General features: G+C 61.1%; 29 protein-coding genes and 2 pseudogenes. 10 read left to right on the forward strand and 21 right to left on the reverse strand.

Annotation, left to right across the window (positions count from 1 at the left end):
- Nucleotides 1–259 precede the first annotated feature (259 nt).
- From ACFQT0_RS24160 to allB, 12 genes and pseudogenes are all read right to left on the reverse strand, one after another.
- Nucleotides 260–973 carry an amidohydrolase family protein gene (locus ACFQT0_RS24160; protein WP_380205583.1) on the reverse strand — a complete coding sequence of 238 codons (714 nt, stop codon included), beginning with the start codon at nucleotides 971–973 and terminating at the stop codon, nucleotides 260–262.
- Nucleotides 974–1,137: 164 nt separating this feature from the next.
- On the reverse strand, nucleotides 1,138–2,349 hold the full coding sequence (locus ACFQT0_RS24165) for a DUF6986 family protein (RefSeq protein WP_380205584.1): 1,212 nt from the start codon (nucleotides 2,347–2,349) through the stop codon (nucleotides 1,138–1,140).
- Complete coding sequence (locus tag ACFQT0_RS24170) at nucleotides 2,294–2,536, reverse strand: DUF6986 family protein (RefSeq protein ID WP_380205585.1); 243 nt, start codon at nucleotides 2,534–2,536, stop codon at nucleotides 2,294–2,296. The genes ACFQT0_RS24165 and ACFQT0_RS24170 overlap by 56 nt, the downstream gene beginning before the upstream one ends.
- Before the next feature lie 151 nt (nucleotides 2,537–2,687).
- Nucleotides 2,688–3,026, reverse strand: a complete 339-nt coding sequence (gene uraH, locus ACFQT0_RS24175; protein WP_380205586.1) for a hydroxyisourate hydrolase — start codon at nucleotides 3,024–3,026, stop codon at nucleotides 2,688–2,690.
- The gene (gene uraD, locus ACFQT0_RS24180; protein ID WP_380205587.1) at nucleotides 3,023–3,532 is read right to left on the reverse strand and encodes a 2-oxo-4-hydroxy-4-carboxy-5-ureidoimidazoline decarboxylase; all 510 of its coding nucleotides are present in this window, start codon (nucleotides 3,530–3,532) and stop codon (nucleotides 3,023–3,025) included. The genes uraH and uraD overlap by 4 nt, the downstream gene beginning before the upstream one ends.
- Nucleotides 3,533–3,666: 134 nt before the next feature.
- The gene (locus ACFQT0_RS24185) at nucleotides 3,667–3,930 is read right to left on the reverse strand and encodes a hypothetical protein (RefSeq protein WP_380205588.1); all 264 of its coding nucleotides are present in this window, start codon (nucleotides 3,928–3,930) and stop codon (nucleotides 3,667–3,669) included.
- Nucleotides 3,931–4,053: a hypothetical protein gene (locus ACFQT0_RS24190; protein WP_380205589.1), complete on the reverse strand. Its 123-nt coding sequence runs from the start codon at nucleotides 4,051–4,053 to the stop codon at nucleotides 3,931–3,933.
- 1 nt (nucleotide 4,054) lies between these two features.
- Nucleotides 4,055–4,414 carry a cupin domain-containing protein gene (locus tag ACFQT0_RS24195; RefSeq protein ID WP_380205590.1) on the reverse strand — a complete coding sequence of 120 codons (360 nt, stop codon included), beginning with the start codon at nucleotides 4,412–4,414 and terminating at the stop codon, nucleotides 4,055–4,057.
- Nucleotides 4,415–4,567: 153 nt separating this feature from the next.
- The gene (locus ACFQT0_RS24200; RefSeq protein ID WP_380205591.1) at nucleotides 4,568–4,921 is read right to left on the reverse strand and encodes a M20/M25/M40 family metallo-hydrolase; all 354 of its coding nucleotides are present in this window, start codon (nucleotides 4,919–4,921) and stop codon (nucleotides 4,568–4,570) included.
- A pseudogene (locus tag ACFQT0_RS24205) lies at nucleotides 4,908–5,819 on the reverse strand (hydantoinase/carbamoylase family amidase); the annotation flags it as partial. The pseudogene ACFQT0_RS24205 and the gene ACFQT0_RS24200, both read right to left, overlap by 14 nt.
- 4 nt (nucleotides 5,820–5,823) lie before the next feature.
- Nucleotides 5,824–6,144, reverse strand: a complete 321-nt coding sequence (locus ACFQT0_RS24210; protein WP_380205592.1) for an amidohydrolase family protein — start codon at nucleotides 6,142–6,144, stop codon at nucleotides 5,824–5,826.
- Nucleotides 6,047–7,162: an allantoinase AllB gene (gene allB / locus ACFQT0_RS24215; protein WP_380205593.1), complete on the reverse strand. Its 1,116-nt coding sequence runs from the start codon at nucleotides 7,160–7,162 to the stop codon at nucleotides 6,047–6,049. The genes ACFQT0_RS24210 and allB overlap by 98 nt, the downstream gene beginning before the upstream one ends.
- A 281-nt stretch (nucleotides 7,163–7,443) precedes the next feature.
- On the opposite strand from allB, the gene ACFQT0_RS24220 reads away from it, so the two are divergent.
- From ACFQT0_RS24220 to ACFQT0_RS24240, 5 genes are all read left to right on the forward strand, one after another.
- On the forward strand, nucleotides 7,444–7,809 hold the full coding sequence (locus ACFQT0_RS24220; protein ID WP_380205594.1) for a urate hydroxylase PuuD: 366 nt from the start codon (nucleotides 7,444–7,446) through the stop codon (nucleotides 7,807–7,809).
- A 10-nt stretch (nucleotides 7,810–7,819) separates the two neighbouring features.
- The gene (locus tag ACFQT0_RS24225; protein WP_380205595.1) at nucleotides 7,820–8,860 is read left to right on the forward strand and encodes a urate hydroxylase PuuD; all 1,041 of its coding nucleotides are present in this window, start codon (nucleotides 7,820–7,822) and stop codon (nucleotides 8,858–8,860) included.
- Nucleotides 8,861–9,098: 238 nt separating this feature from the next.
- Complete coding sequence (locus ACFQT0_RS24230) at nucleotides 9,099–9,707, forward strand: XdhC family protein (RefSeq protein WP_380205596.1); 609 nt, start codon at nucleotides 9,099–9,101, stop codon at nucleotides 9,705–9,707.
- Entirely contained in the window at nucleotides 9,676–9,840 is a 165-nt protein-coding gene (locus ACFQT0_RS24235; RefSeq protein WP_380205598.1) for a hypothetical protein, read from the forward strand. Before ACFQT0_RS24230 ends, ACFQT0_RS24235 begins: the two co-directional genes overlap by 32 nt.
- A 45-nt stretch (nucleotides 9,841–9,885) precedes the next feature.
- Nucleotides 9,886–10,089, forward strand: a complete 204-nt coding sequence (locus ACFQT0_RS24240; RefSeq protein WP_380205599.1) for an XdhC family protein — start codon at nucleotides 9,886–9,888, stop codon at nucleotides 10,087–10,089.
- Nucleotides 10,090–10,244: 155 nt separating this feature from the next.
- Here the strand turns inward: ACFQT0_RS24240 and ACFQT0_RS24245 are convergent, their stop codons facing one another.
- The 3 genes and pseudogenes from ACFQT0_RS24245 to ACFQT0_RS24255 form a co-directional block, all read right to left on the reverse strand.
- On the reverse strand, nucleotides 10,245–10,865 hold the full coding sequence (locus ACFQT0_RS24245) for a DUF4136 domain-containing protein (protein ID WP_380205600.1): 621 nt from the start codon (nucleotides 10,863–10,865) through the stop codon (nucleotides 10,245–10,247).
- A gap of 119 nt (nucleotides 10,866–10,984) precedes the next feature.
- On the reverse strand, nucleotides 10,985–11,605 hold the full coding sequence (locus ACFQT0_RS24250) for a DUF4136 domain-containing protein (protein ID WP_380205601.1): 621 nt from the start codon (nucleotides 11,603–11,605) through the stop codon (nucleotides 10,985–10,987).
- A gap of 59 nt (nucleotides 11,606–11,664) precedes the next feature.
- Nucleotides 11,665–13,531 (reverse strand): annotated as a pseudogene (locus ACFQT0_RS24255) (ABC transporter ATP-binding protein).
- Nucleotides 13,532–13,820: 289 nt separating this feature from the next.
- Between ACFQT0_RS24255 and ACFQT0_RS24260 the strand changes: the two are divergent.
- Both ACFQT0_RS24260 and ACFQT0_RS24265 read left to right on the forward strand, forming a co-directional pair.
- A complete protein-coding gene (locus tag ACFQT0_RS24260; protein ID WP_380205602.1) occupies nucleotides 13,821–14,366 on the forward strand; it encodes a toxin-antitoxin system YwqK family antitoxin in 546 nt (181 codons plus the stop codon).
- A gap of 258 nt (nucleotides 14,367–14,624) precedes the next feature.
- On the forward strand, nucleotides 14,625–15,869 hold the full coding sequence (locus ACFQT0_RS24265; RefSeq protein ID WP_380205603.1) for an MFS transporter: 1,245 nt from the start codon (nucleotides 14,625–14,627) through the stop codon (nucleotides 15,867–15,869).
- 188 nt (nucleotides 15,870–16,057) lie between these two features.
- Here ACFQT0_RS24265 and ACFQT0_RS24270 read toward each other — a convergent pair whose 3' ends face one another.
- From ACFQT0_RS24270 to ACFQT0_RS24285, 4 genes are all read right to left on the reverse strand, one after another.
- A complete protein-coding gene (locus tag ACFQT0_RS24270) occupies nucleotides 16,058–17,506 on the reverse strand; it encodes a hypothetical protein (RefSeq protein ID WP_380205604.1) in 1,449 nt (482 codons plus the stop codon).
- The gene (locus ACFQT0_RS24275) at nucleotides 17,467–18,060 is read right to left on the reverse strand and encodes a hypothetical protein (protein ID WP_380205605.1); all 594 of its coding nucleotides are present in this window, start codon (nucleotides 18,058–18,060) and stop codon (nucleotides 17,467–17,469) included. The genes ACFQT0_RS24270 and ACFQT0_RS24275 overlap by 40 nt, the downstream gene beginning before the upstream one ends.
- Before the next feature lie 189 nt (nucleotides 18,061–18,249).
- Nucleotides 18,250–18,639, reverse strand: coding sequence for a four helix bundle protein (locus tag ACFQT0_RS24280; RefSeq protein WP_380205606.1), 390 nt, complete (start codon nucleotides 18,637–18,639; stop codon nucleotides 18,250–18,252).
- Nucleotides 18,640–18,642: 3 nt separating this feature from the next.
- Nucleotides 18,643–19,539, reverse strand: a complete 897-nt coding sequence (locus ACFQT0_RS24285; RefSeq protein WP_380205607.1) for a hypothetical protein — start codon at nucleotides 19,537–19,539, stop codon at nucleotides 18,643–18,645.
- Between the two features lie 156 nt (nucleotides 19,540–19,695).
- Here ACFQT0_RS24285 and ACFQT0_RS24290 point away from each other — a divergent pair, with 156 nt between their 5' ends.
- The 3 genes from ACFQT0_RS24290 (at nucleotide 19,696) to ACFQT0_RS24300 (ending at nucleotide 21,671) form a co-directional block, all read left to right on the forward strand.
- Nucleotides 19,696–20,430 (forward strand): M48 family metallopeptidase, encoded by a 735-nt coding sequence (locus ACFQT0_RS24290; RefSeq protein ID WP_380205608.1) that lies wholly within the window; start codon nucleotides 19,696–19,698, stop codon nucleotides 20,428–20,430.
- Between the two features lie 65 nt (nucleotides 20,431–20,495).
- Nucleotides 20,496–20,717 carry a membrane protein insertion efficiency factor YidD gene (gene yidD, locus ACFQT0_RS24295; RefSeq protein WP_380205609.1) on the forward strand — a complete coding sequence of 74 codons (222 nt, stop codon included), beginning with the start codon at nucleotides 20,496–20,498 and terminating at the stop codon, nucleotides 20,715–20,717.
- Between the two features lie 198 nt (nucleotides 20,718–20,915).
- On the forward strand, nucleotides 20,916–21,671 hold the full coding sequence (locus ACFQT0_RS24300) for a hypothetical protein (RefSeq protein ID WP_380205610.1): 756 nt from the start codon (nucleotides 20,916–20,918) through the stop codon (nucleotides 21,669–21,671).
- A gap of 102 nt (nucleotides 21,672–21,773) precedes the next feature.
- On the opposite strand, the gene ACFQT0_RS24305 is transcribed toward ACFQT0_RS24300, so the two are convergent.
- Both ACFQT0_RS24305 and lgt read right to left on the reverse strand, forming a co-directional pair.
- Nucleotides 21,774–21,932 carry a hypothetical protein gene (locus ACFQT0_RS24305; RefSeq protein WP_380205611.1) on the reverse strand — a complete coding sequence of 53 codons (159 nt, stop codon included), beginning with the start codon at nucleotides 21,930–21,932 and terminating at the stop codon, nucleotides 21,774–21,776.
- 29 nt (nucleotides 21,933–21,961) lie between these two features.
- Entirely contained in the window at nucleotides 21,962–22,741 is a 780-nt protein-coding gene (gene lgt, locus ACFQT0_RS24310) for a prolipoprotein diacylglyceryl transferase (RefSeq protein WP_380205612.1), read from the reverse strand.
- Nucleotides 22,742–22,784 lie beyond the last annotated feature (43 nt).

Here is a 22,784-nt window from a genome sequence, read left to right on the forward strand (position 1 = left end):
CGGGCGCCGCATCAGCGCACCGCCTTCCAGCGGCGTGGCATCGAGCACGTACTTCCGGCCTTCTACCCGTGCCAGCGGCGTGGGCCGGCGGTTGACACCGTCCCACTCCCGGTGCTTGATGCCTTGCGGGGAAGTCATAAAATACGGCATAATGCGGTGCCGCAGAGGCAGTTTGGCCGCTTGCACCACGCGCACGGTCTGGACGGGCGGCAGGGTGCCCGCCATGTCCTGCACACTGGTGATGCCGAAACGCAGCGCCTCAGCGCCATAGGCTTGCAGCTGCTGCACCCACAAGGCGTCGGGCACCTGGCCGTTCAGCTCGCGGCGCGGGCCCCAGCTGCCGTATTCCAGCAGCGAGCCGTTGAGCTGATTGGTGCCCGGGTAGCGTTCGTAGGCGCCGCCAAGGGGGCCGGGTCGCCGTCGGCGATGCGCAGCTGCTGCAGCGCCACCGAATTGACCACGCAGCCGTGCCCCACGGCGTGTGCAGCATCACCGGATGAGTGGCCGTTATCTGGTCGAGCTCCGCCCGGCGCACTTGCGGGTCGAGCAGCGCGGTAAGGCCGACTTCGCCTTCCAGCCACGTGCCCGGGGGCACCCGGCGCGCCAGCTTCGCCAGCGTATCGAGCACCTGGGCCGAACTGGGACCAGCCAGCACCGGCGCTTTCGGAAACCGAAAAAACCGCCCCAGGGGGTTGCCGGGCGGCAAATGCGTGTGGGCATCGTTGAAACCCGGCACCACGGTGCGGCCCCGCAAATCGATGCGCCGGGTGCGCGGCCCCGCCAGCTTGCTGATATCAGCCGTGCTTCCTACGGCCACAATCCGCTCGCCCCGCACGGCCAAGGCTTGGGCGTAAGGCCGCGCGGGGTCGGCGGTAAACACCTTTCCGCCGGTGAGGACAAGGTCGGGGGCTGCTTGGGCAGCAGCCCCGGAAACCAGCAACAGCTGAGCGGCAACGAGTAACAGAAGCTTCATAGCGCAGAGAAAAGGCCAGCGCGTCTCCCCGCAGGCAGAGATAGGAAGCACGCCAAAAGAAAAATCGTTTACAATTCGCAGTGAGCAGCTTTCGCCGCCTCACCCCGAATGTAAACGATTTTACTTAAATGTAATAACCGCTATGTCTCGTGCCTATGGCTCAACTATGCCACGGCCTGCTTGCGCCGACCTTCCAGGATGCGGAAGAACGAGCGGGTGTTGATTTCGTCGCGCGTCAAGCCGGTGGCTTCAATTTCTTCTTCCGAAATGGCGCCGCAGTTCAGGGCTTTCAGGAAGAAGTTGAGCAGGCCCTGGCCGGTGGCGGCGTCGTCGAAAATGTCGCCGGTGAGGGTGGAAATGGCGGCGCGCTCCACGAAAGTTTTCAGGCGAAGCACCGCGTCGTCGTAGCTGCTCAGGAAGAAGTTGTAGGTGGCGGCGTAGCGCATGGGCAATTGGGCGGGGTTCAGGTCCCAGCCCTGATACATGCCGTTAATCAGCGAGTGCGTGCTGTGGTGGAAGGCCTGGCGCCAGGCTTTGTGTACCGATTCCTGGTTTTCGCGCAGTTGGGCGTAGCTCAGGTTCTCGCCGCGGTGCGGGCCGATGGGCATGACGTTGGTAGCACCATCGGAGAGGAAGATGCCGGTGCCGCCCAGCGCTACTTTGGTCATGTGGTGGGCGAAGTCGCACACCGGGTGGCCCATGGTCTGGTACTTGGCCGTGATGCCGCAGCTTGCCGTGTAGTCGTACGTGCCGAAGTGGGCAGCAATGCAGCGCCCCTCACTGGCCCGGATGATGCGCATGAGCGGGTTGCGGCCCTCCTCGTCCATGATGATTTGCGTGGCCTCCACCATGGTCTCCATTTTGAGGGTGCCGGGCGCGAGGCCATTGGCCTTTTCCAGCAGCTCAAACAGACGCACCATCGTCGTCATCTGCTCGGGGATGGTCACCTTGGGCAACATCACCACGAAGTTGTCGGGCAGCTTGCCGTTGGTTTCGGCCAGCAGCGTGGTCAGAAAAATGTCGAGCGTGCGCACGCCGCGAGCCTTCATGTCCTCGGTGAAGGGCTTGATGCGGATGCCGATGAACGGCGAGAGCGTGCCCTGGGCCATGCCCTTGGCTACTTCCTTGGCGGCGCGCACGGCGGTTTCGTCCTCTTCAGCATCGGGGCGGTTGCCGAAGCCATCTTCAAAGTCCACGCGGAAGTCTTCCACGGCTTCGCGCTTCAGCTTCTGCACAATCTTGTTGTAGACCGAGTACGCCAGCCAGGCCGGCTCGTGCTTGCGCTCGGCGGGCGTCATGGCATCGAGGCGGGCGGTGAGGTCAGCGATATCGGCGGCCAGGGTGGGCAGGTGCTCGTGGTTCTTGAGCTGCAGCACGCGGGCCAGGCTCCACAAAATTGGGCGCGTAGGTCTGCAGGTTGTTGAGGGCAATGTCGCCCATGCGCACGCAGGTATCAGCCTTGAAGAGGTTGGCGCCGCCGTACACGGTGTGCACGGGCTGGCGGTCGGGCTTGTCGCCGGGATAGGTTTGCTGGAAGTGCAGGTTGGCCACGCCGAGCCTCATCGAGCAGGGCGGATTTGTCGGATTCGGGTAAGCTGAGTTTCATGTGGAAAATTTATGTAATGATTAATGACTAGCGATTAATGATTATTGGCAAAAAATAATAAATGGCTGAACGACATTAATCACTAACCGCTAATCATTGACCTCTACATCATGAGCCGCGGTAGGTAGCGTAGCCGAAGGGGTTCAGCAGCAGCGGCACGTGGTAATGTTCGGTAGTGGACACGTCAAAAATTATTTCTACCAGCGGATAAAAGTTAGCCGTTCCGTCCTGCTCGAAATATTCTTTGGTGAAGAATTTCATTTTATAAATCCCCAATTCTAATTGAGTTGAATTGGGTAATAAATCCGCAATTCGACCGTCGGTATTAGTCACGCCGCGCGCAATTTCCTGCCAGTTGTCGCCGGCTTGCTGCAGCAGCGCAATGGTCACGCCCGCAGCCGGTTTGCCCTTCGTGGTATCGAGAATGTGGGTGGTAATTTGGCTCATGCGGCTAATAGTTTCTCGAGGCGCAGGCGGGTGATTTTATTTTGCTCGCCGGCAGCAATTAGTATTTCGTCTTCGGGTTTATTCGACAGGCGCGCTTGCAATAAAGCCAGCATTTCCTCCGCCGTTTTCCCCGTGGCGCAGACAATAAATATGTAGCCGAATTTCTGCTCGTATTCGGTATTGCCAGCCGCTAAAGCTTCCAGTGTTTCTTGAGACGCTTGTTTTACAGAGGCTTGCTCGCCTTCGGCCCACGTGCTGGTGCTGGCAAATTTTTCGCGCAGGGTGGCTACATCACCGCCAATTTTGGGGTGGTGCGTGAAGGCTTCGCGCCAGTCGGCTTCGCTTAACTTATTCCACTGCGTATTGGCCTGGTCCATCAGGGTTTCGGCGTCAGCGACGGGGAATATGGCGACCATATTTTCCACCCATGCCGTGGAGCCGCAGCATTTGCTTAGGGCTTCGGCGAGGGCAGGCTTGGGGAGTCTATTTAATTCGTTTATAGTCATTCAGCAAATAAAAAAGCCCGTCATGCTGAGCGCAGTCGAAGCATCTCGCGTGTGGTAGTAATTCCATCGCGAGGGCGAAGCGGGCGAGATGCTTCGACTGCGCTCAGCATGACCGTTTTATTGGGAAACGATAATTATATCACCGTCGGGAAGCGGTTGACGTTCTTGTAATAGATGTACACCGAGGGCTCCTGGCCCATGGCGGTGGCCCACTGCTGGCAGTAGGGCGCCATCCAGATGGAATCGCCTTTTTTCACGGGGTACCAGCACTGGTCGAGCATGTAGATGGCCTGGCCTTCGAGGTACATGAGGCCGTGCTCCATGATGTGCGTTTCCACCATTGGCAGGTTGCCGCCGATGCCGTAGGTGAAGATGTTCACGGCCATGTCGAAGCCCACTCATTGGGCAGCAGGCTCCTGGATGCGCAGGGCCTCGTCGTTCATGTAGATGGGCGCTTTGCTGTAGTCCCGCTCGCCCCAGAAGATGGCCGGCGTAGTGTGGCCCGACAGCGGTTCGTACACTTTATGAAAACTGAGCAGCCTGCGTGCCGGCTTCCGGCTGCGTGAATTCGTAGGCCTGGCCCACGGGAATGTATACGTACTGGCCCACGGCAAGCGTGCGGGTTTCGCCGCCCACCACGACCTGGCACTGGCCCTGTACCACGTAGAAGAAAATCTGCGAGGCCTGGGTTTCGCCTACCAGTTTGCCGGCATCGGTCAGCGTAATCAGGGTTTGGCAGAGGCGGGCGCCCATTTGCTCGTTGATGATGACGTTCACGGTGCAGCCGGTCCAGCCGGGCACGTTGCTGTTGATGTAGCCATCGGGGGCGATGATGGCGTGGTTACGCTTGACAACCGAGCGGGTCAGGGCCGACATTTCCATGGTTTGAATGAGGAATGAGGAGGGAAGAATGAGGAATTGAGAAAGGATTAAACCAGCCCGTCATGTCGAGCGCAGCCGAGACATCTCGCGTGCTGAAGTAATTAATTACTGCCCCGAGCGAGATGTCTCGGCTGCGCTCGACATGACAGTTGTTTACTGCTCATTCTTCATTCTTAATTGATGAATAAACCGGTCGGCTACGGCGATGGCGGCGGCCAGGTCAGCTAGCTCCACGTTTTCCAATGGGTTGTGGCTGATGCCTTTGTAGCAGCGGATAAACAGCATGGTGGCCGGTGCCACGGCCGATACGGGCACGGCGTCGTGGCCGGCGCCGCTCACCAGCGACATGGTCTCGTAGCCGGACTCGGCGATGGCCTGGGCCAGCAGGTCGTTCAGGGGCTGGCTGCAGGCCACGGGGGCGGTTTGCTGCACCAGCCGCCACACCAGGCTCCACGTTGCGCTGGGCGGCGAGGCCTTCGGCGAAGTTGAGCAGGGCGCGGTACGCATCGGCCGCCTGGGCCTGGTGGGGGCTGCGCAGGTCGAGGGTGCAGGTTACTTCGCCGGGAATGACGTTGCTGGCCGCGTGGCTGATGCTCAGCTTGCCCACCGTGGCCACCAGCCCCTGGCCGTGGGCCTGGGCAAACTGCTCGGCGGTGAGCACAAACTCGGCGGCGGCGCACAGGGCGTCCTGGCGCATGTTCATGGGCACGGTGCCGGCGTGGCCGGCCATGCCCCGAAACACCAGCTCCACCCGCTGCTGCCCGGCAATGGCCGTGACCAGCGCCACCGGCACGTTGCGCTCCCAGAGCACGGGGCCCTGCTCAATGTGCATCTCAAAATACCCCAGCCACTCGGCCGCCGGAATGGCATCGAGGGCCAATTGCGAGGCGTCGCCGCCCATAATTTCCAGGGCCTGGTCGAGGGTCACGCCGGCCTCGTCGCGCCGGGCCAGCAGGGCATGGTCGAAGGCGCCGGTTACTACCTCGCTGCCCAGGTACGTGGTGTGAAAGCGCACGCCTTCTTCGTCGCTGAAGGCAATCAGCTCAATGTGAAACGGCAGGTCGGCGCGCTGGGCCAGGAGCTGCTCCAGCAAATCGAGCCCCATGAGCACGCCCAGCGGGCCGTCGAACTTGCCGGCGTTCACCACCGTGTCGATGTGCGAGGCCAGCACGAAGGTTTTGGCGTCGGGGTTGCGGCTTTCGAGGCGGGCGCGCAGGTTGCCGATGCCGTCGACGCGGGTGAGCAGGCCGGCGGCTTCCATACAGGTTTGCACCAGGGCGCGGCCCTCCAGGAAGGCGGGCGTGCCGAACGTGCGCGTCACGCCGTGCTCGTCTTCGCTGATGGCCGCCAGTTGCTGAATGCGCTGCATAATTTGCTCAGCGCGCGCTGTGTATTCCTGCTGCATTCAGCTACCGGGTTATGATTTCGCCTTGGTTGAGTTGGGTGAACATGGGGTGCTCATACACTTGCTTTCCCTTCAGAAAAGTCTGCTCCACTACGCCCCACAATTCCTGGCAAATGTAAGGCGACACTTTGTGTTTGTGCTGAATCATTTCCTCCTGCACCACGAAGGATTTTTCGGGGTCCAGCACGATTAAATCGGCGTCGTAGCCCACGGCAATCCGGCCTTTTTTATGGCTCTGGCCGATGAGTTGAGCTGGATTTTCGCTGAGCCAGCGGGCCAGGTCCGGGAGCGTGGCGCCGCGCTGGCGGGCAGCTGTCCAGAGCACGGGTAGGGCCAGCTGCAGCGAGGCAATGCCGCCCCAGGCCGTGGTAAAATCGCCGCTTGCGAGCCTGCTTCAAATCGGGAGGCGCGGGCGAGTGGTCGGTAGCCACAAAATCGATGATGCCGGCCTGCAGCGCGGCCCAGAGCTGGTCGTTGTTGGCCTTTTCGCGGATGGGCGGCGCGCACTTAAACTGCGTCTGGCCGTCGGCAATATCCTCGGCGTTGAAGTAGAGGTAGTGCTGGCCGGTTTCCACGGTGAGCGGCAGGCCCCGGGCCTTGGCGGCGGCAATGGGCGCAATGGAATTGGCCGACGACAAATGCACGATGTGCACGGGGCAGCGGAATTCTTCGCATAGGCGAATCATCATCGCCACGGCCTCGTCTTCCCACTCCTTGGGCCGGGAAGAGAGGTAATTTGGGTACGAGCGATGGTCGTTCTGCTTCCAGGCATCGTCTTCAACCGAAAGCTCGCAATGCACCAGCAGGGGCAGCTTGTGGCGCGCCAGAATGGGCATTACCCGGCGCAAATCGTCCTCTGTGGCATTCGGAAAATCATCGATACCCGAATGCGTCAAAAAGGCCTTGAAGCCCAGCACACCGGCCGCAATCAGCGGCTCAATTTCATCGGCGTTGCCGGGCACGACCCCGCCCCAGAAGCCCACGTTGGTGTGCAGCTGCCCTATGGTTGCAGCCCGCTTTATCTCCAGATTCGCCACCGACGTGGTGACCGGCGCCGAGTTCAGCGGCATGTCAACCAGCGTGGTAAGGCCACCGGCCAGCGCGGCGCGGGTGGCCGTGTCGAAGCCCTCCCAGTTGGTGCGGCCCGGCTCGTTGATGTGCACGTGCGGGTCGATAACGCCGGGCAGGATGGCACGGTTGCCTACGTCGACGAGCGTGGCATCGGCTACATCGGCATTATGGGGCAGCAGGGCGGCAATGCGGCCGTTTTCGATGAGAATGGTGGCGGCGCGGACGCCTTCGGGCGTGACGACCCGTTGGCTGCGCAGGGCAAGGTTTGGCATGAAGGAGAAGTTTGGCGCTAAATTGGGGACTTTTTCCCGGCTCAATTAATTACGGGGTTGAAAGAACGTCGTGTGCTGGCAATCGTCCGTCATGCAGAGCACAGCGAAGCATCTTTACCTCGGCACTAATTCAGCTTATTGGATTACTAATGAGGCAAAGATGGTTGGCTATGCCAACCTTCGGTTCGCTACACTCGGCATGACGTTCTAGCTCCACTTTGCATAACGGGCTAAATACCCATGACCATCTCAATACCTGCTGCCCTCTCCTACTGCTAACTATGATTCAATACGTTACCCTGTTTGCTTTAATACTGGCGTTTCTGCTGCTGCTGGGCGTCATCTTCGCGTTGCAGCGCGTGGCCAAAACGCGGCCCGATGGTGGCGTGGTGGGCGAGAGCGGCTTCACGCTGGAGGGCTATTCCTACGCCCTCATTTTCCTGGCCGTGGTGGCGGCCGTGGGCATTTGCTACGTGCTGGTGCGCGACACGCCTTGGGCCGGCCACATCATGGAATGGCTCAATATTGTGGTGCGCCTCATGCACATCACCTTTGGCATCGCCTGGATTGGGGCTTCGTTCTACTTCGTGTTCCTGGAAAACGCCCTCAACCGCACCGACAACGTGCGCGAGGAGCCTGGCCGGTAACCTCTGGGCCGTGCACGGCGGCGGCTTCTATTACCTCGAGAAGTACAAGTCAGCCCCCAAAGTCATTCCCAAAAGCCTGCACTGGTTTAAGTACGAGGCCTATTTCACCTGGCTCTCGGGTTTCAGCCTGCTGTTTGTGGTGTATTATTTCAACGCCAGCTCCATGCTGATTGACCCGCGGGTGCTGGACATTTCGCCGCTGGCGGGGGTGGGCATTGGCGTGGCCTCGTTTGTGGTGGCCTGGCTGGTTTATGACGGGCTGTGCCGCACGGCGCTGGTGCGCAGCCCCTGGTTTAAGGTCATTGGCTTCGTTATCGCCACGGCTTTTGCCTATTTCTACGCCGAGGTGTTCAGCGCCCGGGCGGCTTACATCCACTTCGGGGCCATGCTGGGCACGCTCATGGTGGGCAACGTTTTCTTCACCATCATCCCGGCCCAGAAGGCCATGGTGAAGGCCGCCACCGAAGGCACCCCGCTGGACCCCCAGCTGGGTAAAAACGCCCTGGCCCGCTCGCTGCACAACAACTACTTCACGCTGCCCGTGCTGTTTGTGATGGTGAGCAACCACTTCCCCAGCACGTTCAGCCATTCCTACCCCTGGGCTATTCTGGCGGCCATCACGCTGGGCACGGCCGGAGTAAAGCACTGGCTCAACCTGCGCGAAAAGCACCAGACAGACACAGCCGTGTGGGTGCTGCCCGCCGCCGTAGCCCTGCTGCTGGGGGTCGTGTTCGTGACCGCCCCGCCCGCCCAGGACAGTGCCAGCGCTGCGGCCGCCTGCACCCAGGAAGTAGGCATCAGCCAGGTGAATTTGATTGTGCAGAAGCGTTGCATACAGTGCCACTCCTCCAAGCCAACCGACGACGTGTTCAAGTCGCCACCCAATGGCGTCGTTTATGATACCCCCGAGGACATCATTCGCCTGAAAGACAAAATCATGCAGCGCGTAGTGGTAACGAAGACCATGCCCCAGAACAACAAAACCCAGATTACCCAGGAAGAGCGGGACCTAATCCGGTGCTGGATTGAGCAGGGCGCGCTGAATAAGTAATCAGAACAAAAAACTCCCCTCCTTATCAAGGAGGGGATGTTCGAGCCAAAGGCGAGAACGGGGGTGGTTGAATCGTTGTACGACACCCGAACGATTCTTGCGCGAGTCCTTCGCCCTTCGTTCAACGATTCAACCACCCCAGCTCAACTTGGCAGTTGAGCATCCCCTCCTTGGTAAGGAGGGGAGTTATCCGCCTATTCCTCATTCTTCATTCCCAATTCTTCATTAAGCGTAGCGTATGCCTGCTTCTCCGCGCGACTTGCCTGTTTGGGCGCTGGCGGCTGCCAGCTTGCGGGCGGGCGTGCCTGTGGCGCTGCTGTGCGTGGTGAGCAGCGCGGGCAGCAGCCCCGGCCGGCAGGGCTTCAAGATGAGCGTGACGGCCGCGGAAACGGCTGGCTCCATCGGGGGCGGCATCATGGAGCACAAGTTTATTGAGCTGGCCCGGCAGCGGCTGCACGCCGGCGAATTCGGCCCCGTGCTGCGGCCCCAGGTTCACCGCCGCGAAGCACCGACCGACCGCTCAGGCATGATGTGCTCGGGCGAGCAGGAAGTGCTGCTCTGGCCGCTGACAATCGGCGACTTGCCCGTGGTGGCAGCCATCGAAAAGGCGCTACTCGCGGACATATGGGGCCAACTGCTGCTGAGCATCGAATCGGGGCTACAGCTGCTGTCGGAGGCTTCGCCTGGTGGTGCGGCTTCACTTTCCGGGGCGCCATTTTACGAATACCAGTCGGGGCCGGGGTGGCAATACCGCGAGCAGGCTGGGCTTTCGCGACCACGTCATCATTGTGGGCGGCGGGCATGTGAGCCTGGCTTTGTCCCGAGCCCTGTCGCTGCTCGATTTTGAGCTAACCGTGCTCGACGACCGGCCCAATTTGCCCACGCTGGAAGCCAACGATGCAGCCCACCATCGGCGCGTCATCAGCTATGACAACGTGGCGGCCGAAATCCCCCGGGCCCGCACCAGCACGTGGTGGTGATGACAGTGGGCTACCGCACCGATGCCGCGGTGCTGCGGCAGCCTGGTGGGCCTCCCCTACCGCTACCTCGGCGTGATGGGCAGCGCCGTGAAAGTGGCCGAGCTGCGCCGCCGCTGCTTGAAGATGGGTTTTCAGAAGCGGCAGTCGCGCAGCCTGCGGGGACCAATCGGGCTGCCCATCAATAGCCAGACGCCCGAGGAAATTGCCATTAGCATTGCCGCGGAGTTGATTCAGGCCAGGCATAGGTAAGGAGGCTTTTCTTGACTCCTTTGTTGTAAAGGAATTGTCATACTGAGCACAGCGAAGCATCTTCTCGCGGCTCAATGATTTGTGCTGACCTGAGAAGATGCTTCGCTGTGCTCAGCATGACAGACGATTTGCTATAATGCGACAGGCTCCGATACTTACCGGCCCGGCTCGGTGGCTTGGTTTTGGGGCAGGGTGCCATTGGCGAACTCCTGGGTGAAGACGCGGTAGCGGTCGAGGATGGAGCGCACGGCGCGGCGCAGCACCACTTCGCCCATGGGGCCTTCGGGCACGCTCACGCCCGAGGCGTAGCCGTTCCAGACGGCGCGGTTGGTTTTCATGTCGATGAGCGTGACCAGGAGCGTGCCCTCGGCCAGGAGCAGGCGCACGGGCTGGTAGCCGTGGCGGTCTGCATCGGGGGTGTCTTCGTTCTCTTCGATGTTGTGCTTAATCCACTGGCTGAGGTCTTCCTGCACGAAGCCGTGAAAGTTCATGTCGCCCTCGTACACCCGGAAGCTCACCAGCATGTCGGGGCGCCGGCGGGCCTGGCGGTAGCCCTGCACTTGCAGGCGCTGCCGGATGGCGTCGCGCAAGGATTGGCCCAGGCGGCTGGTGTCGGCCGACAGGCCCGTGCCGGTTACAAAATCGAAGGTGCGGTAGTGGCGAAAGTTGCCGCGGTAGCTGTAGTCGGAGTCGATGCGGGCTTCGCGGGTGGTCATGCACGCCGCCAAGGATGCTGCGAAGCCCAGAATGAGCAGGAAGGTGAAAATGGAGCGCATAACGGTGTGGGAATTGACGGATGAACGAACATTTCAACTACGAGAACTAACACTGCTACAGACTGATAATCAGCCAGAAAATAACCACACGTGGTTTCGCCCAGTCGGGAAGCGCGCAGCTAGTGCCCGCCGGCTTCGGTGCTCTCCGGCGAGAGAACGTACCCTTTGGCCAGGATGCGGTAGCGGTCGAAAATGGAGCGCACGGAGCGGCGCAGCACGATTTCGGCCCGGTCGGTGTCGGGCACGTCCACGCCGGAAGCGTAGCCGTTCCAGATGGCCCGCTGCGAGCGGGCGTCCACCAGGGTTACCAGCAGGGTGCCGTCGGTGAGCAGGCGGCGCACGGGCTCGTATGTATGGGGGCTTCTTTGTTCGAGTTTGTCGTCCTTTTCGTCTTCCTCCTCGTGCTGGGCCACCCAGCGGGCCAGCTCTTCCTGGTTGTAGCCGCGCAGGTGTACGGCGCCTTCAAATATGCGGAAGTTGACCAGTAAATCGGGGCGGTTGGCCGAGGCCCGGTAGCCCTGCTGCTGCAGGCGGGTCTGGATGGCTTCGCGCAGCACAAGGCCCAGGCGGCTGGTGTCGCTGGCAAGGCCGTGGTTGCGCATGAAATCGTAGGTGCGGTAGCGCCGGAAATTGCCGCTGTAGCTATAATCCGACTCGATGCGGGCTTCCTGCGAGGTAACACAGCCACAGGCAAGCGCAACTATACTAAGATTCAGAAATATGCGTAATAATAAGGCCATTGATATCAGGGAGTCGATGCAGTTTACCAATTTAAGTAAATCTGCCTGATAATCAAAGCTTATCGGTAGCCGGCGGCCTGCAATGCAAACAGCTCGGCGTAGCGCCCGCCCTTGGCCAGCAGGGCCTCATGCGAGCCGATTTCGACGAATTGGCCGTTTTCAATCACCAGGATGCGGTCGGCCATGCGTACCGTGCTGAACCGGTGGCTGATAAGTACGGCCGTCTTGCCTTTGGTTAATTCGGCGAACCGCTGAAAAACTTCATGCTCGGCGCGGGCGTCGAGGGCGGCGGTGGGCTCGTCGAGGATGAGCAGGCGGGCGTCGCGCATGTAGGCCCGGCCCAGGGCAATTTTTTGCCACTCGCCGCCGCTCAGGTCCACGCCGCCGTTGAACCGGCGGCCTATCATCTGGTCGTAGCCACCGGGCAGCTTCGCAATCACGGTATCGGCCAGGCTTTGCTGGGCGGCGGTTTCGATGCGGGGCTGGTTTTTGCGCTCCTCGATGCGGCCCACGGCCAGGTTCTGGCCGGCCGGCAGCTGGAAGCGCACAAAGTCCTGGAAGATGACGCCGATTTCCTGGCGCAACTCGGCAGGGTCGTACTCGCGCAGGTCGTGCCCGTCGAGCAGGATGCGGCCCTCGGTGGGGTCGTACAGCCGGGCCAGCAGCTTGACCAGCGTGGTTTTGCCGGCACCGTTTTCGCCCACCAGCGCCAGCTTTTCGCCAGCTTCCAGCTTAAAAGACAGGTTCCGGATGGCCCATTTTGTACCATTCTTGTACTGGAACCCGACGTTTTCAAACTCAAAACCCTCCCGAATGGGCCTGGGGAATGGCCTAGCCGTTTCGCCTTTAACTTCCTGGCGCACAATGCGGGGCCGCAGGGCAAAGAAGTCGAAAAATCCTGCAGATACAAGGCCCCATCGGCCACAGAGCTAAAGCGGCTCAAGATGCCCTCCAGCAGCCCACGCAGCCGCGCAAAGGAGCCCGCCAGGAAAGTGAGCTGGCCCAGGGAAATCTGCCCGGCCACGGCGCGGGCAATGATGTAGACATAGGCGCCGTAGTAGCCGGCCGCGCCAATAGCGGCGAAAAGTGTGCCCCAGGCGGCGCGGCGCAGCACGAGGCTTTTGTTTTGGCGGTAGAAGTCGTCGGACAGCTCGCGGAAGCGGTTGATGAGAAAATCGGAGAGCCCAAAATCTTCACTTCCTTGGCCGTTTCGTCGGAGGCGCCGGTTTGGCGGAGGTAGTCGAGCTCGCGGCGCTCGGGCGTCCAGGAGTGGCTGAGGGAGTAGCTGCGCTCGTTGAAGTGCGACTCGCCCAGGAAGGCCGGCACCACGGCCAGCAGCAGCAGCACCAGCAGCCACGGCTGGAAGGCCACCAGCCCACCGGCCAGCAGCACCAGCGTGACCAGGTCTTGGCCCTGCGAGAGCACCTGGCTCATGAGCACGGTGCGCGAAAGGGTTTGGCGGCGGGCTCGCTCCAGCTTGTCGTAGAACGTGCTGTCTTCGAACTGGTCCAGGTCGAGCTCGGCGGCGTGGGCCATGAGGCGGATGGACGACTGGTTGGCAAACAAATCGCCGAGCAGCGAATCGAGCAGGGCCACGCCGCGGCCCAGGGCATCGGTGAGCAGCACGAGGCCAAACTCCAGCGCCACCAGGCGCAGCACGGGCGCCAGCACCCGCTCCGGGGCCGGCAGGCGGGTGAGGTGCACCACGGCATCGAGAATGAGCTGGCCCACATAGAGCATGGCCAGCGGCAGGCCCGCCCGCAACAGGCGCAGCACAATATTGGAGAGCGCCAGCGCGGGGCTGGTTTGCCAGATGAGCTTGAGAAACGCCGGCAGATTGCGCAGCGCCGATACCCGCTCGCGCACGCTCACCGGCGGCTTGTCGCCGCCCCGCGGGAGCCGTTGGGGTTCTTGGCGGAAATAGATTTCAGGAATTCAAACATTGGATGGGCCCGCGCAAGGTTGGGGCCGGAAGGCGGGAGCGGCCGTTTTGGCAGGATAGCCAAAAGCACTGCACTACCTTGCCTGAACGTCAGCCATAGTGATTATTCATCTGCAGCCTGCTCTATTCTAAATAAAGGCCAAAGCCTCAGAAGTACCTTCAAATCTTCAAATTGCTCTACTTATTCACCAGACCTAATCTACCACCATGTCAAATAGCAGCAACAGGCCACTTATGCGGTACCTGGTTTTAATATGCCCTTTTTTGTTCTGCTTGTCCTGCGAGGGAAACGAAAACACAAGCGTGCGTCAATCATACTATGATAATGGTAAAATCAAAGAGTCCGTGACAAGAAAAAATGGTTGGCGCGATGGCAAGACAATCGCCTACTACGAATCGGGCGAGATTCACACAGAAATGGATTTTCTAGAAGGAGTAATACAAGGCAAGCATTTGGTCTATTATCCCAATGGAAAGATAAAGACCGAGTTTTTCTTCATTGATGGCAAGGCAGAGGGGCCTTTTAAGGGCTTTCGCCCCGATGGCACTTTAAAAATTGAAGGCTTGATGCGTAACGGGAAGGAAACCGGGTTGGAAAGAATTTATTACTCCAATGGCCGTGTAAAAGCAATACTTTCCATGGAAAACGGCAAGGCGAACGGCCCTTTTAAAGAATACTATATGACCGGGCAAAAGCTGCTAAGTGGTGTGCGTCGGCATGATAAATTAGATGGCAGAATTGTATTTCACGATTCGCTTAGTAGTGATTCTATGCATGTACTTTATGTAAAGGGTAAGTTTGTAAGAAAACTACTATAACCCTTATACTCTAACCACCAACTGGCGCGAGTTTAGCGCAGCGTAACTCGTGACGAAGCATGACGGGGAGGCTGTGCCTCCCCTGCCGGGCCACCGACAAAAGCATGGCGCACCATCTGGCTTTGCTTTCGAATCGTTCTGCTGCGAGGCACAGCCTCGCCCGAATGATAAGTCACGAGTTACGCTGCGCTAAACTCGCGCCAGTAGTGGCAGCAATACCCACAGGCCCGCCGCAAAATGCCGACCTTTGCGGCACCCATGCCCACTCCTGCTTCCCGCCCCTACTCCATCGGCTTCTGGCTGATGTGCTTGTCGTCGTTTCTATTTTTCCTGAGCTTCAACCTGCTGCTGCCGGAGCTGCCCGACCACCTTTCGCGGCTGGGCGGCGGCGAGTACAAGGGCTACATCATTGCTTTGTTTACGCTCACGGCGGCCCTGGCGCGGCCGTATTCGGGCAAGCTGGCCGATACCGTGGGGCGCATCCCCGTGATGGTATTGGGCTCGCTGGTGTGCTTTCTGTGCGGATTTTTCTACCCCTGGGCCGTCACGGTCACGGGGTTTCTCACGCTGCGGCTGCTGCACGGCTTCAGCACCGGTTTCAAGCCCACGGGCACCGCCGCCTACATCGCCGACATCGTGCCCATGGAGCGGCGCGGCGAGGCCATGGGCATGCTTGGCGTAACCGGGGCGCTGGGCATGGCGTTTGGGCCGGCCCTGGGTTCCTGGATAGCCGAGACGTTCTCGCTGAACACCATGTTTTACTGCTCGAGTGCGGTGGCGCTGCTCTCGGTGGTGGTGCAGGGCACCCTCACCGAAACCCTGCCCAAGGCCCTGCGGCAACGCTTTAGCCTGCGGCTGCTCAAGCTGAAATGGAGCGAAGTGTTGGAGCCGCGCGTGCTGTCGCCGGCCCTGGTCACGGGCCTGTGCCTGTTTCCCTACGGCGCCGTGCTCACCGTAGTGCCCGACCAAAGCCGCCTGCTGGGCCTGGAGGGCCATACCAAGGGCCTGTTTTATGTGTTTTTCACGGTGGCTTCGCTGGGCATCCGGCTGGTCGCGGGCAAGGTGTCGGACACCCACGGGCGGGTGCCGGTGCTGCGCTGGTCCACCATCATTCTGGCGGCGGGGCTGGCGCTGCTGGTGTGGTCGCCGTCGGTGGCGTGGTTTCTGGCGGCGGCCGTGGTGTTCGGCATCGGCGCGGGGCTCAACTCGCCCGCGCTCTACGCCTGGACCATCGACCTGAGCCACCCCGACTACCGGGGCCGGGCCGTGGCCACCATGTACATCGCCCTCGAAATCGGCATTGGGCTGGGCGCTCTGCTGGCCGGCTGGATATTTTCTAACCTGGCCAGCCGCCTGCCCTACGTGCACGCCCTGAGCCTGGTGTGCGTGCTGCTGGCCATTGGCTATCTGTTCACGGTGAAGTCGACTGGTCCCATGGCCAGGCTGGCGGTACCGGAACCTGCCCCCGAGCCTCGCCTGAGGAGGTGGTGTAAAGCTTCGTGACTGGCTCAATTCAGAGCTTTGGTAAATACGAAATGAACGAACCATCTGAATTGAGCTGCAGCGTCTTGCATGGGGCAGCAATTTGATTGCTCGTCATGTTTTGCAGCGAGTTCAATTTAATTGATGGACCCAGTGAGATTGTTTGACTCCGTGTCGCGAGACGTTCCTCTATCAATACAGGACCCACCTCAAAACTTCACCCGCAGCTGTGCCTTTACCTCCCCGCGCAGGGCGCCCTCTATTTCCTCCAGCCCCGAGCCCACCGTTTGCTGGTGGCGGTAGCGGGTTTCGGCGTAGCGAAGCCAGAGCGTGAGGGAACGGTTCAGGCGGACTTCGGCGATGCCGTAGACGCGCGTGCCCTGCCCGTAAAGCGCAGGGATGGACACGGCCAGCAGCACGTCGTGCTCATAGACGTATTGGCGAGTGTCGTAGTCGTCGGCATCGAACAAGGCGTAGCGGGCCGTGAGCTTAAGAGTAGGATTGAGCCGGTAGCTCAGGTCCTGGGCTAGCACGTAGCCGCGGCGCCAGCCCAGCCCGGTGTCGTCGCGCAGGCGCGAGGCTTGCAGGCGGGTGCGCAGCTCCAGCGTGGCAGTGGGAGCCGTGTTGTAATAGACCAACAAGCTCTGCCGGAGCTGCTCGCCGGGCAGCGGAATGGGCCGCACAGCATCGGCGGTGTGCAGGTCGCGCGGCTTGAGGCGCTGGCGCAGCTGCAGGTAGAGCAGGCTGGTTTTGGTGGGCGTGTAGGCGAGGCGCACCAGCGCGTCGTGCCCGTGCGTGGGGGCGCTGGCCCGGTAGCGCAGCCACGGAAAGCTAAACTGGTCGTAGTAGGCCGAAACTTCCCAGCGGGCCACGGGGCGCACTTTCAAGCCGAAGTAGACGCCGGTTTCGTTGATGTTGCGCGTGTTTTCGCCGAAGGCGTTGCCGTAGAGGGTGTGAAAATCGGCGTCGTAGTGCCGCACCAGCAGGGCTGCGTCTACGGCGGGCCCCAGGCTGGCCAGCAGGCCGTTCACGGTGCCCAGGCCGCCCCCGGTACTGCGAGCCGTTTCGCCGAAGAGCAGCAGGTTGCGCCACACGTAGCTGTAGTTCAGGCTCAGGGCCAGGTTGTCCGTGCCGCTGAACTCGAAGCGGTTGTACGGCTCCGGGCGCTTGAGCAGCGGGGTGCCGTAGTTCGTAAACACGCCAGTGGCCCCCAGGGCCAGGTTGCCGTTGCGGCTGGTATAGCCCAGGTTGCCACCCCCGATGGTTTCGGAAAGCTGGTGGCGGTTGGCAATTTCGGAGGCCGTGCGGTGGAAGCCGGTATAAAGGAGCCCGGAGGTAAATTCATCGAATTGAGCCAGCGAATCCTGGGCTTGCTGCAGGTTGGCATCCACGTTTTTGTGCGAGGCGAAAGCCGTGGCCTGCACCGTTGGCACCACTTGCACCGTGGCTGCCCCGCCCCGAAAAAACGTGTTTTCGAGCAGCGACGAGTACGCCCGCACGCCCACCGACGAGCGCCGCAACGTGGTAATGGTTTCGGCGCCCTTGCCCACGCCCAGCCCCGACGACAGCAGCAGACCCTGCCCAAACTGCAGCTGGTAGTCGCCCAAAGCCAGGGTTTTCAGCCGGTCCCGCTCCTGTAAGAGCAGGTGCGCCGACACGTAATCGGCGCCGAACTGCCCATTGCCGGGCCGCCACTCAACGGCTCCCCGGCGTCTTTTTCCAGCGCAAACCCAACACTAAAATCCTTGGTGTGGCTCACGCGGTAGCGTATCAGCATCTTATCGGGCGAGCCGAGGTAGCGGGTGGTGGGTTTTCCTTGGTAAAGCGTAGGCGGTGTGTACCCCCGGCGCTGCTGCAGCACCCGCTCGTAGCGCAGGTACAGGGCATTGTTGTCTTCGCGGGCGATGCGCTGCCAGAGCGAGCCGCGCCCGGCGTTCACGTTGCCGCTTTGCACGCTCACAAAGGGCAGGATGCGGGCGATGGTGCGCAGGTCGTAGCCTTCAATGCTTTGCAGCTCATACACGCTCAGCAGGTCGCCGTTGGCCTGGCGGTGCTGCAGCAGGGCGGTTATCTGGTTTTCGCTCAGGAGCAGCAGCGCCCGCAGCTCCTCGCGCGTGGCGGTGTTGAGGTTGAGCGGCGTCTGGTAGTACTGCAGCAGGGTCTCGTACAAATCCTCGTAGGGTACCTGGTCCGATTGAATTTCGGCAAACAACTCCTGCGTGAGCCGGTCCAGGTCGGGTGGGCGGCGGGTGTATTCTTGGGCCTTCGTTGAATGAGGAATGAAGAATGAGGAATGAAGAATTAACGCCAGAAGGCCAAACAGGCCCTTTATCCGCCTTATTGACCTAAGCCCGTTTAATGACAGAGCTACGAGTAAGTGTGTTACCATTTGTGATTCTTATCAACCCCGACGCCTGGTGGTATTCAGTATGGCCCGCAGAATGCGACAAACTTCCTCGCAGTCGTTAAATATGCTTTGGAAGGAATCTTCGCTCAAGTAGTCGGTGGCCCGCAGCAGCTTTAGCCAATAGCTCGTTTCGCGCGCCTCTTTGTAAGCAATACTGATTTTGGCTGAGAAATCGGCCCGAGAGATGCCGCCAATGGCCTCTTCCACATTTGCACCAATAGATGTCCCACTGCGCAGGAGCTGCTTGGTAAGCACGTATTCCTGCTTGGTTTCGCGCAAAAAGCGGCATAAGCGAACCACTCGTACAGCCAAACTGAACGACTTAAAGGCAACGATATTTTCGTCCCCATCCTCCACCAAGGTGTCTAATTCCTCATTCTTCATTCCTCATTCCTCATTCTTCATTAAGCGAAGCGTCCTGCTCACGCTTAAATGCTGGCTGAAGCCCAGGGACTGCTGAAACGCCGCGGCGTAATCAATCTGAAACGCGCCGGCCAGCACTCCAATGCCGGCACTCGCCTGCTCGGTGAGGGTGGCCAGACCTAGCCGCGCCACCAGCACCGGTACCGGCCGGTACTCCAGGCCAGCTTTGAAGTTCGCGGCGCGCTCCACATCTTTTTCGGTTTCGACCACGAGCAGCACTTGGGCACTGGGCCGGTACGCCAGGCCCGCTTTGAGCACGGTAGGCACCCGCTCGTCCTGATAGCTGGCAAGCCTGGTTTGGCTCAGGTTGTAGAGCGACGCCCCGAAGCTGAGCCGCTGGGGCACCACCTCAATTTGCCCGCCCAGCGTGCCCAGCACCACGCGCCGGCTGCCCAGGCCTTCGATGCTGACCTGCAGCAGGTCGACCCGTCCGCCCAGACTTATTTGGCCGAAGCGGTAGCCGTAGCCGGCTCCCAGGCGGGTTTCGTTATAAAGCTGCCCACCGAAGCGCTGGGCCTCAATCGCCGCCACCCCGTGCCGGGCCCAGGTGCGGGCCGCCGAAGCCGCCACGGGCGTTGGTGCGGCTCCGTCCACCGTTGTTTGCCCAAGGGCCCGCCCCAACGGCAAGGCCATTGTCAGGGCGCCCACATTCAACGCGGGGCTGAAGTAGCGGTTTTCGGCATAAAAGCCTACGGTGGGCTGTTGAATTTCGCTCAGGCCGGCCACGTTGTTGCCCATGCTCCACCCGTCGCCGGCCAGCGCCACGGAGGCGTTGCCGAGCGCGGCAGCGCGGGCTCCGCGTACTCCGGGGCCGTTGCCCTGGGCCAGGGCCGGGGCTACCGGCAGCAGGCCGGCGAGCATCAGCCAAATACCAAAAACTGAGAAATACCCGGGTAGAAGGCGTTGCATAGCAGTAAGGTAATATTTCGCCTACGGGATACTTGCGCTGCGGGTCGAAATTATTTTGCCGGGCTGGGTGGTTAAGGAATCCGGCACCACTGCCGAACTTGCCTTCGTATGCCTCGTCTCTTCTCTGCCGCGCCCCGCCGCGAAACGCTTCTTTATAAAAACCAGTCGCTCAACTACACCCTCGTTTTCCGGTCGCGGCGCACCATAGGCTTCGCCGTAAAGCCCGATGGCAGCGTGCACATCAGCGCCCCCGCCGGTACGTCGCCCGAATGGGTAGCCCAGCAAGTGCTCAAAAAAGCCGACTGGATTCTCAAGCACCTGGAAACCTTCGCCAGCCGGCCTGCCCCGCTGCCCACCCGTCGCTTCGAGCCGGGCAGCACCCACTACTACCAGGGCCGGCCCTACGCGCTGCGCCTGGCCGAGGCGCGCCGCCTCGCCGTCATAATTGAGGCCGATGAACTGGTGATAAGCGCCCCCGCCCCGATTAGCGCAGCCCAAACCGAGGCCTTGCTGCACACTTGGTACGCGCGCCAGGCGGGCGCCCACTTTGCCGAGTCGCTGGAGCGGGTGTGGCCCCGCTTCGCCGAGTTCAACCTTGCCCGCCCTACCCTTTCGGTGCGCCACATGCGCACGCGCTGGGGCAGCTGCACGCCGCGCACCGCCCGCATCCGCCTTAGCCCGGAGCTCATGCGGGCCCGCCCCGAATGCCTCGACTACGTGCTGCTGCACGAGTGCTGCCACCTGCTGGTGGGCGACCATTCCAAGGCTTTCTACGACCTGCAAACCCGCCTAATGCCCGATTGGGTGCGCTGGAAAGACGAGTTGAACGCCCTGCCCAAGTAGCGGCGTTACGCTCATGCCCGCCGCTGCGGCAGTATTGCCAGTTGCCCGGCTACTTACCTTTATTCATGTCCTGGCTGTTTCGCGCCCTCTTTCTTGCCCTGGTCTGGTTTTACCGCCACCTCATCTCGCCGCTCACGCCCGCGAGCTGCCGGTACACGCCCACCTGCTCGGCATATGCGGCCGAGGCCATCAGCAAATACGGCCCGTGGCGCGGCGGACGCCTGGCGTTGCGGCGCATTGCCAGCTGCCACCCCTGGGGCGGCCACGGCTTCGACCCCGTACCATAGCGAGCAGCCTGCGTATAGGCAAAGCTCACCACTTAGCTTTCGTTCGATGCGCTTCCTTCCCCTTCTGCCGGCTGCCATGGCCGTACTGCTCACCACATCTGCGTGCTCGCAGGCCCAAAGCGACGAAACCGCGTCCGTGGCCGAAGCGCCGAGTGGTAAGCCCAAGAAAAACAAAAGAAAGCTTCCCTCGAAAACCGCATGATTGACGCCGCGGTGCCGGGCCTGCGCCGCATCGGCACCCTCGACGAGGTTCCGGAAAGCTCCGGCCTCGCCGCCGGGCCCCAGCCCGGCACCTACTACAGCTTCGGGGATAATGGCAACGTGCCCACCCTTTTCCAACTCGATGACAAAGGCCGCGTGACCAAAAAAGTCGAGATTGGCGCCAAAAACAAGGACTGGGAAAGCCTCACCCGCGACCCGCAGGGAAACTACTTCATCGGCGATTGCGGCAACAACGATTCTGACCGGCGCGACCTGCGCCTGCTGCGCGTAAACCCCGCCAGCCCGCAGCAAGTGGGCAAAATCGATTTTACCTACGCCGACCAAAGCGAGTTTCCGCCCAAGAAAAAGCAGCGCAACTTCGACTGCGAGGCCTCGCTCTGGCACGACGGCCAGATTTGGCTGTTCACCAAAGACCAGCAGGAACAAACCAGCAACGTGTACACCGTGCCCGACCAGCCCGGCCAGTACACCGCCAAACGCGTGGCCAGCATCACCCTTCCCGGCCAGGTCACCGATGTGGCCCTTAGCCCCAGCGGCCACCGGCTGGTGCTGCTCGGCCGCGGCGAGCTGTTCATCCTCGACGGCAGCTCCTGGGCCGACATCCTCAAGGCCACGCCCAAACGCGTCGACCTCACCGGGGCCGGCCAGACCGAAGGCGCCGAGTTTAAAGACGAAAAAACGCTGCTCATCAGCACCGAGGAAGGCGGGCTGTACGAGTTTACGCTGCCGTAAATCAGCTCAATCTGACCCAGCAAAAGCCCCTGCCGAACTCCACTCATCGCCGAGTGTAATTCCGCAGGGGCTTTGCGTGTGGCTCAATTTCCTATCGAAAGCTTATTTCTTTTGCCCGCGGGGCTGGTTCAGGCTGGCGACGGGGCCGGCTTGCGGTTGGGTTGGTACCGGCGCCGATGAGGGGGCACCATCTTCCAGGCCCAGGTCGCGTGGGGCATAGCCGTACGGGTTCTTGGGGTCTTTGCCGGCCCGCCACAGCACCCAGGCTCCGATGAATATCAGCGGAATGCTCAGCAGTGGCCCTGGTTGAACAGGTTGCTGTCCTCAAAGGCCACCTGGTTTTCTTTCAGGAATTCGCCCAGAAACCGTTGCGTGAACAGCAGCACCACAAACAAGCCAAACAGCTGCCCGCGGGGCGTGCGCTCCTTGGTCCGGTTCCACATCGAGTACAGCAGAATGAGCAGGAACACACAGAACAGCGCTTCGTAGAGCTGCGTAGGGTGCCGCGGCACGGCCACACCCTGAATCAGGTGCTCGGTGTCGCGCGGGAAGATGAAGGCCCACGGCACGTTGGTGGGCTTGCCCACGATTTCGGAGTTCATCAGATTACCGGTGCGGATGCAGGCGCCGCCCAAGGCTACTACGATGACAATGCGGTCGAGCACCCACAGGTAATCGAACTTGTTGTTGCGCGCAAACAGCCAGCAGGCCAGCAGGATGCCAATGGTAGCGCCGTGGCTGGCCAACCCGCCCTGCCAGATGCGGAACACCACCATGGGGTCGGCCATCAGGGCATCGAAGTCATAGAACAGCATGTGGCCCAGCCGCGCGCCCACGATGGTACCGATGAGCATGTAGATGGTAATGACATCGACCCACTGCGGCGACACCTTCTCCGAGCGGTAAATGTGCGTGAGCACGAACGTGCCGATGACAAAGGGCAGCATGAAAAACAGCCCGTACCAGCGCAGGGTAATTGGCCCAAGTTGGGTACCAAACACCGACCACGGCCCAAAGGCGTGGATGATGGGGTCAACGTTCCAGTAAATGGCGGCGAGAAAAGGCAGCATGCAGCGCAGAAATGAGGTACGCCCCAAAGGTACTCAGCGCATG

The sequence above is a fragment of the Hymenobacter humi genome (assembly GCF_042665855.1).
In the GTDB taxonomy this organism is placed as follows: domain Bacteria; phylum Bacteroidota; class Bacteroidia; order Cytophagales; family Hymenobacteraceae; genus Hymenobacter; species Hymenobacter humi.